Source organism: Bradyrhizobium sp. USDA 4501 (assembly GCF_054062115.1).
Window position 1 is genome coordinate 2,072,242 of record NZ_JBSSEX010000001.1, and the last position, 12,393, is coordinate 2,084,634.

Genomic DNA, 12,393 nt, shown 5'->3' on the forward strand with positions numbered 1-12,393 from the left:
TCAACTTCATTCTCGCGGATCGCGCGGACAGGATAGAAAAACCGTAAGCGTCGACGCTTACGAAAGATCGACCTGAACTGAATCCTTCTACGTCAGCCACTTCTCATTGAATAACGGCAGCCCCTCTGTGTTGTCCCTGACAAACGCGCTCAAGCTTGCAATGCCGCGATGCTTGTCGGTCGATGTGACCACATCTCCGATCAACTTTCCAAGCTGAACGAATTGCGCTTCGCCAAACCCTCTCGTCGTGAGAGCGGCGCTACCGATTCTCAGTCCACCGGCTTCTGATGGCGGACGCCTGTCGAACGGAATCGGATTCCTGTTGGCGATGACCTGCGCCCCTGACAAGGCGACTTCAAGTTGACGACCGCTCATATCCGAGCTCATCAAATTAAGAAGCAGCAAGTGCGACGAAGTGCCTCCGGAAACGAGCGTAGCGCCCGCCTCAAGTAAGCCATTTTCCAGCGCCTTCGCGTTTTTCAGTACCTCCCTGGCATATCTCTGAAAGCAAGGCGTTTGCACTTCAGCGAACAATGCTGCTCTTGCTGCAATCAAGTCCATTTTCGGCGCCCCTTGCAATCCGGGAAATATGGCCCGATCAATCGCCTTCCCCAAACTGCTTTTGCATAAGATAAGCCCGCCGCCCCTGGGACCCCGGAGTGTCTTGTGTGTGGAAGTTGTTACAATGTCGGCGTGAGGGAACGGAGACGGAACGGCACGGCCAGCAACCAGGCCTGCGGTATGAGCCAGATCCACCCAGAGAAGCGCGTCAATCTCACGTGCGATCTCATGCATCTTCTCATACTCAATCAAGCGTGGATATGACGACCCGCCACAGATGATTGCTAAGGGTCTGTTCTCGAGGGCTATCGAACGCACCTCATCATAATTCAGTTGCTCGTCGCTCTTTGACACTCCGTAGAAGCACCACCGAAAGTTTTGGCCGCTCGCATGAAATGAGGCACCGTGGCTCAAATGACCACCATCTTGAAGACGCATTGCCATCAGCCTGTCTTGAGGCTGAAAAAGCCCGTTCATTACTGCGAAATTTGCGATGGTGGCACTCATCGCTTGCACATTCGCATGTTCGCATCCGAATACGGATTTTGCTCTCTCTATTGCCAAACGTTCCAATTTGTCGGCATGCTCGCAGCCTGATACACAACGGCTTCCTGGGTAACCCTCCGCATTCTTGTCGGCAAATATGCTGCCTTCAAACTCCCTGACTCTGGGAGAGGAATAGTTTTCAGAAGCCACTAAGCTCAGCTGGCTTAATTGGCGCTGCTCCTCCAAGCGCAGTAAATCCCCTATTTCTTTGTCGAATGTTTCGCATCGATTACCCATTACCGCCCTATTCTCAGCGATGCCGCCATCGTGGTCAGTTTGTTGTATGCGACAGTTGAGCCAACTCACGCTCAATAGCCTGAAGCTCTTCGAGATCTTTTCCGAAAATGACAAAGTCATAGGGGCCTGCATCTTGATGGCCCTCCACCATCACAACGACGCCCCGTCTATCAGCAGGCCTATAGTGAAGTTGCTTTCGCTGCAGCAGATCGATGAGATCGGGAAATCGACGCGCGATCGAGATGCAGTTTCGGGAGAGAGCAACACGTGATCCACTTTTGATATCGAACTCCAGTCCAAGCGCTTTTGATACGGCCCTGATGGAAGAGAATCCGCCGTGGCGTCCATTCACTTCACATGCAAAGAACCCAATCCCCTTGGCTCTAACGATGTCGACACTAAGCGGCCCGAAATACCCGATCTCTTGAGCATAGTTGCCAAGACTTTTGCACCAGGACAGAACATCGCCCGGCAATTGATCGAGCAGAGCGCTACTCCAATATGCCCCGCCGTATCCCGGATTGAAGAGGATCGACGCTACGCCCACAAGGTCGACACTATCTCTTCTGACGTCAAAATGGACGCCCATCGACGACTCATTTTCGCTATACACCTCAACAATCACGGGCTCTTCGACCGTCGGAGACAGCCCAAGTTCATGAACGGTCTCGCGCAAAGAAGCGGCGTCGATTTTTGCTGCTGCCACCGACCGCGTCGCGCCTTGGGACGAGCGCGCCGCGCGTTTCGAAACGACGATATTACCGTCCCCACCTGCATGACGCACCATCTTCAGTATGGCACTCTCGCAATCCGCCAGGACTTTACATACGGCGTCGACTAATTGTTGTGTGCTCGCACAATTGCGGCCATTAGCGATAGGCACGCCAAGATCGGGGGCGAACTGGCGGAACTTCTCCTTGTCATTAAGAAGTCGCGTTGCGACAGGGCTTACTCTGACGTTCTCGTCTGAAAACCTTACGGGAAGATGCCCCAAAACACTCGCGATGGAAATTGATACCTCGTCGGCGATATACGGCTCCAGACATGACAATTGAGCACCCGAAGCCATCAGACGTAGCGTGCTAGAAAAGGCGCTGCCGGGCGCGATGTCCTTTTCCGAGATTGGCAAGGGACGTTTCGTTGGCGTCGATGAGGTCGACAGTAACGTGACGTTACTTCCACCTGTTAGGGAATTGACGTAGTTCAAGAACTCCTTCGTGACCGGAGTTGGGGTAATAAGTATGTCGTTGCCGTTGGCAAGCCAGAGTAGCCTCTTGGCGGCGGCTGCATTTGTTCGCAGGAGTTCATCCGAGAGCGTGTGGGCCGAGGGCGCCATTGCGGCGGAGCCGGTGTTCGCAAGTATTACCCGGCTCATCATTCTCCTCCGTTACGCGCCGGGGTTACGAGCTCGCTTTCGCTCTCCCACCAGGCAATGCAGGCGTCGGCAAGAATGCTGATTGGATCAACGATGTCATCGTCGTCTACCAGCCCGCCGGAAATGGCAGACAATTCACTGCAACCAAGAATAATTGCGTCAGGCGCGAAGGATCTGATCTGATGAACAAGCTGCTTCAGCTTTGGTCGTGCTTCTACGGTATTTCCAGACTTGACATCCGCGATGATCTGAATTGCTTCCCGTTGAATATCTGCACGGCAGCGTGCGAATTGTTCGCCGAAACATTTCTCATCCGTTTGCGGATATAGAGAGCGCTGCATAGTTGCGTTCGTCCCCAGCAGGATCAACCGAAGATCCCGAGCTGCAGCATCCCTCATGCCACAGATCACCTTGGCCGTGATTTCGGTTACGTCAATCAAAACGATCGACAGCGCCTGCTTGATCTCGCCAACCCAGAAGTGCGCGGTATTGCAGGGGATGGCTATCGCTCCACATCCCGCTTGCTCTAACCAGCGAGTCCGCTGCAATATTTGCTGCAGCGGCGCGTCGCTCCCCTCTGAGATTGCTTGCGATCGATCGGAGATATCGGGAAGCGATAGGGCGACATACGGGATGTGATCCTGATCTTTCTCCGCTCGGCGTCTTTGAGCGAGCGATTCCAAAAATTTTGCAGTTGCGAAGCTTCCCATTCCGCCCACTACTCCAAGCGGCCTTTGTTGCCCGAACGGTCCAGCAAACGGCATATCGAGCCTCGAGACGAAGTTCATAGTGTGATGACCCTGCCTTCCGCGCTACTTTGACCGCAACGGCACTCTTCGCTCCGCGACCGCCCTTTCGAGAGAAGATGCTCGCGCGGTAGCCGAAACGTTCGCTCCCTCAAGTTGCGACAACCTTCGACGCCGGTTGTGACGTTAGGTGATGAGCCGTGCGAACAGCAAAGCGCATGCCAACTCAACGAAAACGTCTTCCGGGGCTCAATCGAGATTGCGATATCGATATCTCTCGACGCATTGCCTGCGTCACGAAACAGACACGCTGGCCGACGTTATGTGTGCAGCCCTACAAACACGACCAGCGACATCGAGTCCATTCGGACAGGTTGCTCTAACGGCCACCGAAAATGTAGAGATCGCCATCGACGTGCGAATTGAGCGCAATTTATTCTTTGCTGGACAAACTGCTCTCGGAGGCAGGCAGACCATCCGAGCAACGGCTTCCGTAGAGGAAAGGACAAAGAGGCATGTGTTCGAAAATATCCGGCGAGGATCGCCATCACATGCCCAAGCAGACGGTTGAAGAGGCCCTGCGGCAGGCGGACATCAACCTGGATGCCAGCCTCAATCGGCTCTTCCAATTGCTGCGAATCCCCTCCATCTCGTGCGACGCGCATTATGCACGGCAATGCCATGAGGCAGCTTCCTGGTTAGCTAACGAGCTATCTGGCATTGGCTTTGATGCATCCATCAGAGCTACAACTGGAAACCCCGTCGTAGTCGGACACAGCAAGCAGGCCGCCGGTCCACACATCCTGTTCTATGGTCACTACGATGTTCAACCTGCAGAGCCTCTGGATGAATGGGACTCTCAGCCGTTCGAGCCGACGCTTAGGGTGCAGCCCAACGGAGAAACCCACATTGTTGCCCGAGGCGCATCTGACGATAAAGGCCAGCTGCTGACCTTCATTGAGGCGTGCCGTGCCTGGAAGGCGACGACAGGAAGTCTGCCCGTCGGCGTATCGATGTTCTTCGAGGGAGAGGAGGAAAGTGGCAGTCCAAGCATGCCGGCATTCTTGGACGAATTCGAACATGAATTGCTTGCCGATGTCATGCTACTTTGCGACACCGCCTTGTGGAACGACTCGGTACCCGCGATCACCGTTATGTTTCGCGGCCTGTTGGAGGAAGAGATTCGCGTAACGTGCGCCAACCAGGACTTGCATTCGGGTGCTTATGGGAATGCTGCACGCAATCCGATCCAGGTGCTCGCTGAACTCATCGCCAGCCTGAGAGGTCAGGACGGGGAAGTGGCGATTGAAGGCTTCTACGACAACGTGGTGGAGTTGGACAGTACTATCAGAGACGAACTGCTGAAGCTGAATTTCGACGCCGAGCAATTCCTGGCAGCTGCTGGCCTCTCCCAATCGGCTGGAGACGTTTCTTACTCGGTAATGGAGCAGATCTGGACCCGCCCTTCCTGCGAAATCAATGGAATAGCAGGCGGGTATTGCGGAGTAGGCCTGAAGACGATCATTCCGTGCAGTGCCATGGCCAAGGTCTCTTTCAGGTTGGTAGAAGGTCAAGATCCGGAAAGCATACGATCGAAGTTTCGCAACCATATTTGCGCTCGAACACCGCGCGACTGCAAAGTGCAGTTTACCGGGCTTCCAGGCAGCCCCGCATCTGTTATCAGGCCAAGTAGCTCGTATCTGGACTGCGCGCGCGCCGCGCTGAAACAGGAGTGGGGTTGCGAGCCGGTTCTGATAGGAAGTGGCGGGTCGATCCCCATCGTAAGCATTGTCAGGAATCGGCTAGGGCTGGAGTCTCTGCCCATCGGCTTCGCGCGAGCTGATAATCACCATCATAGTGCAAACGAAAAGTACGACCTCTCTACGTTTCGAAAGGGAATTCGCTCGTGGATTCGCATTCTTGCGGAGCTTTCAAGATACACAAGCGATCGGATCGAATCCCAAGCCGGACGCGTTAGGCGGACGAAATGCGAATGATCGATGAAGCCGGCCTACAACGACCCGCTGACGCTTCGACGCCATCTTCTGGAGCTTCCTTCCGTTCCAGTTGAAGCCATTCAAAGTGACACGGGAATACGCTGACCGTCAGTTAGCAATGATCTGGTTTGCGTATGTCGCGCATGCAGTTGCGCCAGACCGACCACGCATCCCTGTACGCTAACGGACAAACTGCTGGTGGAATGACATTCCGGATCTAAAACGTCAGGCGATTCCGCTAGTTGGCCCGCTTTCTGCATTATCGTAACGCGGTGGAACTAGATGTTCGACGTTAGACATGGAGACGCAATGCGGATCTGCGGCATCAAATTGAGGCATGACGGAGCGATTGCTCTCATCGAGGACGAAAGGTTGGTTTTTTGCGTCGAGCAGGAGAAGCGGCACAACAATCTGCGGTATCAGGCCATCGAAACTCTTGACGACGTCGTTACCGTCTTGGCCGAGTACGGACTGGATTCGCATGACGTTGATCAGTTTGTGATCGACGGCGGAGGAGACGGTCAGTCCGAAGTGCTCGCTGGTGCTAGATCTATCATTCTCAAATGGGGACCGTACGTGGAATCCCATGCGGAAGGGCTTCTCACGCCGTACAAAGGCTCCGGCTTGATTCTCGAAGGCAAAGCATTTCCCTATAGAAGTTACTCACACGTCTCGGGCCATGTGGCTTCCGCGTACTGCACAAGTCCATTTGCGCAATCCGGACAGTCGGCTTTGTGCCTTGTGTGGGACGGCTCCGTCCTTCCGCGTCTCTATCACGTTGAACGTCGGGGCGCTCGGTTCCTTGAATGTCTGTTTCCAATTGTAGGCCACGCCTATGCTGTGGCCGGCGATCACTTTGGACCTTATAAAGACCTGGATCGTAAACCCTGGGATTTAGGTGTCGCCGGCAAGCTGATGGCCTACATCGCACTGGGTTGTGTCGATGATACGATCGTGAGTGTGTTTCGGGAGCTCTATGAGGAATGCTTTGCCGGCGACACGCAGCGTGCCCGCAGCTACCGGACGCAGATCGAGAGCGGGGATTGGTTTCCGGCTATGCATGCCTTCTTTGAAGCCAGTGCCTCGCGATTGGATCGCAAGCGAGATGAAGATATACTTGCATCATTTCACTCTTTTCTCGAGCATCTCCTCGTCGAGCAATTGGCTACTGCTGTACAGCGTCATTCACGCCTCCCAGGGCGACACAATCTATGCATAGCAGGTGGCTGTGGTCTTAACATAAAGTGGAACAGCGCAATACGATCCGCCGGACTGTTCGATGCTGTTTGGGTGCCCCCATTTCCGAACGATAGCGGCGCGGCTATAGGTGCAGCTTGTGCCGCATTAGCAGAGCGGAACGGCTTCGTGCCGATCGAATGGTCGGTCTACAGTGGTCCGCGATTGCTGCAGAACGAGGTGCCGTCAGGATGGAAAGCCGTACCATGCAATATGCACGAGCTTGCTAAGATTCTTGCGAGTAACACGCCGATCGTCTTTCTGGCCGGCAGCGCTGAGCTTGGACCGCGGGCGTTAGGCGGACGAAGCATCCTATCGGCTGCGACATCAGCGAGGATGAAAGATCATCTCAATCAGATCAAACGTCGTGAATGCTTTCGGCCGGTGGCACCGATATGCATTGAGGATCGTGCGCCGGATATCTTCTGCCCCGGAACCCCGGATCCTTACATGCTGTTCGATCATCAGACCCGGGCGGAATGGCTCGATAGAGTACCAGCTGTTGTACATCTTGATGGATCTGCACGATTGCAGACTGTCTCCAGAACCTCTGAACACAAGATCGCCGAGCTTCTCGTGGCCTACGAAGAGCTTACCGGCATCCCACTGCTTTGCAATACGAGTGCTAATCTCAACGGACGCGGGTTCTTCCCGGATGCCGCAGGGGCTTGTGAATGGGGAGGCGTTGACCATGTATGGTGCGATGGCCTGCTGTGGACAAAAGCTGCATAGGCATGGTGGTGATCAGCAATGTGATCTGCTTTTAGACCCCGGCTAGAAACAATTCCCTACGGCTCGCGCTGCTGCGAACTCCGTAACCCAACCTGCCGCCGCGAATGGGCTGTCGACAAGAACGCTCTAGCGAACTTTGGTCGAGCAAGACGCAAGAAGGCCCACAGTGGTTGAGAATCTTACTCCTGCGTCAAGCCGAAACCTCTCTTGACATGTGCGCCGTGATCGAAGCCCGGCTCTGAAACATTTCCATGCCGCAGCGCGCGGCCGCGATTCATCGGGCACTGGCGATGGGGAGTCATCTGCAGCAAGTCCGAGTCCGCGCCAGGAAGCCATAAGGCCGCTCCGCCGGCCCACTGACGCGGGACGAACCCAGAGGGTTCTCTTCAGAGAATCGGATGACAGAGCCAGGCACTAGCGCCGTTCCGCCGTATCTTTTGCGGAGAATATGGGCCCTCCGGTGCTCCTAGCGGCCATTTATCCGGCCAGAATCAGGGGCAAATGAGAGCTGGAATCCACTCTAAATTATTGCTATCGTTATAGAAATGAGCGACAACAAACAGGACAAGGAACCGGCCAAATCAGCGGTCCCAGACCGCGGCGAAAGCACCGGCCTGATGGAACCGATGCTCGTCTCGGAAAGCTCGGGACGCCGGACCCAGCTCGCCGACCTGACGGTAGAACTGGCGGCAAAGTCGGCCGCTTTCAGGCACAGCCTGCCCGAGGGAGTTCTGATCTCCCTGGCCAGGCTCGTACGCTCGATGAATTGCTACTACAGCAACCTGATCGAGGGGCACGACACTCACCCGGTCGACATAGAACGCGCGCTCAAGCACGACTACAGCGCCGACCCCGAGAAACGCGACCTGCAAAAGGAAGCTATCGCCCATATCGCCGTACAGAAGTGGATCGATGAGGGAGGCCTCAACGGTCGCGCGACGACGCAAGACGGCATCATCGAAGTCCATCGCCGCTTCTGCGAACTGCTCCCGGCAGAACTGCTTTGGGTCGAGAATCCGGACACCAAGGAACGGATCAAGGTCGTCCCCGGCAAGCTGCGCGACCGCGACGTTGCGGTAGGCCGCCATGTGCCGGTCAGCCCGGGTGCCTTGCCGCGCTTCCTCACCCGCTTCGAGGAAGCCTATGCAAAGCTCGGCAGGACCGACGCAATCATCGCCTCGGCCTGCGCCCACCACCGCCTGCTCTGGATTCACCCGTTTCTGGATGGGAATGGCCGCGTTGCGCGGCTCATGTCCTATGCTATGCAGCGGGAAACGCTCGACACCGGCGGCATATGGTCGATCGCGCGCGGCCTTGCCCGTAACGAGGCGGCCTACAAGCAACATCTTACCGCCTGCGACATGCAGCGCCGCAACGATGTCGACGGGCGCGGCACGCTGAGTGAAGAAGCATTGGCGGAATTCTCAATCTTTTTTCTGCAGACCTGCATCGATCAGGTCGCCTTCATGCAAGCTCTCGTGCAACCCGATCAGCTCCGCAACCGCATCCTGATCTGGGCCGAAGAAGAAACACGGGCCGACCGCCTGCCCCAAAAATCAGGAGCCGTTCTGGAAGCGATCCTCTTCCGTGGTGAACTTCCGCGCGGCGATGTCACCGCTTTACTGCAAACAAGCGAGCGCAGCGCCCGCAGGGTTACATCGGCCCTGCTTGAAGCGGAAATTCTAACCTCCGAAAGTCCGCGAGCGCCGCTACACCTCGCCTTCCCGGCAAGGCTCGCGTCCCGTTGGATGCCGGGACTGTTTCCCGGGTAGGATTGCGCGGCAATGACAGCGATAGAAATCAGTTACCCCGCATGGACCGACTACCGCAAGAAAAACGGGCTCGACCCGCTCGGCATGCAGAACAGCAGCCTCGCTGACGCGCCAGTTCGTTCGAGGGCCTGCCCAGGACGTAGGAACGCATGAAGCTCCCGTCCGTTGAAGCTCCGGAGAAATCCTATGAACAGACGGATTGACGAAACAGTCGCAGTGCGCGCCTATCAGCTCTGGGAAAAGGCCGGCAAGCCGGAAGGACGCGACGAGGAATTCTGGCGTCTGGCCGAACAACAGTTGCTCAACGAGGATAAGAGCTCGCCTCTACGCACTCCCGACACTCTCTGAGGACGCCAGCTGCTCATTTGCCGGGGCTTCGGATGGATGTCGCGCCTCGCCTCGATGTGAGCGGAGTGCTCAGTGAGATTTCGGCCCGGCAAGGCTTAGCGTCGACCTTGTTTGGGCATCTTCTCGGCCGTTACCTTGATGCCCGTGAGCTTCTCGAACTCCGGCAATTGGGCCGCGACCGCGTCGGCATAGGGATGAATGTCGTAGGCCCAGACGATCGATGCGCCTTCAAACTGGCGCCAATTGATGTCGTCCGCCTTGGCTTGGGTGAAGACCACGGCCGTTCCAGCAAAAAGCGTGGAACAGATGAGAACGTTTCGGGCAACCAATAACCGCGAGAAGCGGCGAGCTTTCTTGTCATCATTCCCTTCTAGGCTCTTTGGCCCGTGAACCCACGCGCCCTCCTCTTCCGGGGCCGCGGGGCAGGGATGCTAATCCGTCATTTTTTGCGCCTTGAGGCGGTTTTCAAATCAATGTTGGGTAACATTGGGTAAGATCCAAATTCACGCTTGGTGCCGACGACGCACCTGGTGGGTAAGACAGCATCACGGTCGGGTTCCGTAAAACAGGTCCTTCTCGGCGAAGCATGATCGCTTTCGCTGACTTGGCTATCGACCTGACGAGGGCCCCGGCCTTCGGACCGGACGCGCATGCTTCTCGGCACGCTTGACTTGCAAACAGCTGAAAACAGGGGCGCCAGTCCCGCCCGATGACCCCAGTCGATAGCTCGTCAGGACTGAGAGGATCAGTTGCCGGAATCCGAGGGGCAATGAGCTCGAGAGTCCGTCATTTTCTCGGGCGTATCGAAGGTGATCCTCGCTTTCTTGATCGGCGCACGATCTTGCGGTGTGCCAGTAATGTTCGAATTATCCACGCTGGCTGTCCGATAATCAGCTAGGTTGCCGCCCAGAAACAAGACCTCGGTCTCCTCGCGCGGTATTCCCCCTAACCAATCTCGCAGCTCCTCATCTCCGGGAGCATGCCCACGCTCTAGAATATCGTTGATCTTCTTGATCGGCCAGGCGGTGACGCTTGGTACCGTATAAGTGTGCAGCTTCTTAGCGTTCCTTGCAATCGCGTTCGCGCCATTCTCGCTGTGGTCCTTTGAAAGGAGCAGTCGCGAGGGGGTCTGGCACAATGACACAAAAGCACTCTCTGTAACGCCTTTCGTGTGCCATGCCGCGAGACGCGCCATATCAATTTCGTCCTCCCTTTCGTCGTCCGAGCAGATAGCAGCCTTATAAACATGCGGGCTAGCCTGAGCACGCAAACCGGCTAGGGAACGCACATGCGCGATGGCACTCACCTCCTTGTCTAGAATGGGCTCACAATCGATGTCCTCGTTCTGAAAGCGGTGCAGCGACAGATACGATGATGCCAGCACATCGTCGAAAATGCGGTCGCCGTCGATACTGCCGGCAGAAGATCCGGCGGTTTGTTGCCACTGTGCGGCTCGCTGTGCAGCGAGTTTGATCTCGTTCTTCAGCGCCTTAACGCTCGCTCCGGCTAGCGATGCGGCAAGTTCGGCGCGCCCCCTGACGAAGGATGCGGCCGGGCACCGCTCGCTTTCCTGGATGGCGCCCGCTCTCCGATTGCCCCTCGTCATGGTCGAGGGTGATCCAATCCGGGAATCCGTCGAAGCGGCAGTTGAATATGATGTTCGGTGTGACCGCAGTTCGCTCAGCTGCTGCTCAAAGTCCGCTTGATCCGGCGACGGATGTGCTGGTGAGCTGGTTTGTGCGCTTAGGCCGCCCGGCTGTTGCTGCGTCCGCTGCTGCTGGGTCAAGGGTTCTAATGTGTTTGGTGGATCGATGTTCATCTGTTCCCCTCGCGCATGGGACGTTCAGTTTGATCTTGGCAGGTGCGGCTTTCGAGAAGCTGACAAGTGAGGAAAGGAATGGGACCGACCGCCAACTTTTCGGGAGCTTCCCGCTCGGCTACCGACGCCACGGTGCGTACGCCGGGTAATCCCGCGTCTTCGGCGCGCATGAAGGGTTATCGGGTAACGCTGCGGCTGTGTAGCTCCCTGCCAATAGTTGAACAGCCGCTGTTAGTGTGCTCGCAGCCGTGCTGTCCCACATCCTTTTACGCGGCTGGAAGTCGCGCAGAGCCTCGGAACGAAGCCACACTTAGCAAAGTATCGCGGCAGAGAAGTAAAGGAAGGGAAGAATTCTGCGCACAATCTGCACATCGAATGTGCCAAGCATCTGCGCGCTTTGTGTCCCCCAGCTACTTCCAGCAGGAGCGAGCGTAACCGGCGGACACCGGCCTAGGCTAAGCAGGCGGACGGCTCGTTGGCGTGCAACATCCCAAATGCCCGCGTTCTCGAGCGAAGTCCACCGGTCGGTGCCAAGGCAAAGGAGGAGGAGCTTCTGCGCGAGGCAGCATTCCTCTTTCTATGCGAATATATGCTCTCCACCTATAAGATGTCCGGGTGCGAGTCCTTCGCCGCGCGATGAACCAACGGTTTTCAATGGATGACGCCTTGCGAGTGCAATGATTCAAGCTTCCTCCTGGCGACACGCAACATGTCGCACGTCGGTCCTCCTTCACATCGGTCGCGGCTGCAAGAATTCCTGCACCGTCCGCACCGCGACACGTGCCAAGATTGCTGGATCCGATTTCCCCTTTGCGGCCAGAGTCCAGACCTTCTCGGCAAAGCATGCCTTCAACGAAGAAGTCCGCCTCAGTTAGGGCACCATCCGGACAGCATCGTCAGAGCACATCCCAGCTCAGTACACACTTTATTCGGGACGATTTTGTAGGTCTCATGATGCTACTCAAAATAGAATCTGTTCGTGCCGGCTCCGACTCAGCCCAGCCAGTGTTTTTCGAAAAATGCA

The 12,393-nt window shown here is 56.3% G+C and carries 9 protein-coding genes; 4 read left to right on the forward strand and 5 right to left on the reverse strand.

All coding sequences use genetic code 11. The annotated features are described in order from the left end of the window. Positions 1-87: 87 nt before the first annotated feature. From ACVWZM_RS09370 to ACVWZM_RS09380, 3 genes are read right to left on the reverse strand one after another with little or no spacing between them, the layout of a single operon-like run. Positions 88-1,413, reverse strand: coding sequence for a serine hydroxymethyltransferase (locus tag ACVWZM_RS09370; RefSeq protein WP_456852829.1), 1,326 nt, complete (start codon positions 1,411-1,413; stop codon positions 88-90). Then, positions 1,379-2,722: a preATP grasp domain-containing protein gene (locus ACVWZM_RS09375; protein ID WP_456852831.1), complete on the reverse strand. Its 1,344-nt coding sequence runs from the start codon at positions 2,720-2,722 to the stop codon at positions 1,379-1,381. The genes ACVWZM_RS09370 and ACVWZM_RS09375 overlap by 35 nt, the downstream gene beginning before the upstream one ends. Then, on the reverse strand, positions 2,719-3,507 hold the full coding sequence (locus tag ACVWZM_RS09380; RefSeq protein ID WP_456852833.1) for an aspartate/glutamate racemase family protein: 789 nt from the start codon (positions 3,505-3,507) through the stop codon (positions 2,719-2,721). Before ACVWZM_RS09380 ends, ACVWZM_RS09375 begins: the two co-directional genes overlap by 4 nt. Positions 3,508-4,016: 509 nt before the next feature. On the opposite strand from ACVWZM_RS09380, the gene ACVWZM_RS09385 reads away from it, so the two are divergent. From ACVWZM_RS09385 to ACVWZM_RS09400, 4 genes are all read left to right on the forward strand, one after another. Next, positions 4,017-5,462 carry a M20/M25/M40 family metallo-hydrolase gene (locus ACVWZM_RS09385; RefSeq protein ID WP_456852835.1) on the forward strand — a complete coding sequence of 482 codons (1,446 nt, stop codon included), beginning with the start codon at positions 4,017-4,019 and terminating at the stop codon, positions 5,460-5,462. A 309-nt stretch (positions 5,463-5,771) separates the two neighbouring features. Then, positions 5,772-7,430: a nodulation protein NodU gene (gene nodU, locus ACVWZM_RS09390; RefSeq protein WP_456852837.1), complete on the forward strand. Its 1,659-nt coding sequence runs from the start codon at positions 5,772-5,774 to the stop codon at positions 7,428-7,430. Between the two features lie 545 nt (positions 7,431-7,975). Beyond that, the gene (locus tag ACVWZM_RS09395) at positions 7,976-9,202 is read left to right on the forward strand and encodes a Fic family protein (RefSeq protein ID WP_456852839.1); all 1,227 of its coding nucleotides are present in this window, start codon (positions 7,976-7,978) and stop codon (positions 9,200-9,202) included. A gap of 186 nt (positions 9,203-9,388) precedes the next feature. Next, complete coding sequence (locus tag ACVWZM_RS09400; RefSeq protein WP_456828227.1) at positions 9,389-9,550, forward strand: DUF2934 domain-containing protein; 162 nt, start codon at positions 9,389-9,391, stop codon at positions 9,548-9,550. A gap of 95 nt (positions 9,551-9,645) precedes the next feature. On the opposite strand, the gene ACVWZM_RS09405 is transcribed toward ACVWZM_RS09400, so the two are convergent. After that, complete coding sequence (locus ACVWZM_RS09405; RefSeq protein ID WP_456852841.1) at positions 9,646-9,828, reverse strand: hypothetical protein; 183 nt, start codon at positions 9,826-9,828, stop codon at positions 9,646-9,648. A gap of 467 nt (positions 9,829-10,295) precedes the next feature. Further along, positions 10,296-11,369, reverse strand: coding sequence for a hypothetical protein (locus ACVWZM_RS09410; protein WP_456852843.1), 1,074 nt, complete (start codon positions 11,367-11,369; stop codon positions 10,296-10,298). Between the last annotated feature and the right edge of the window lie 1,024 nt (positions 11,370-12,393).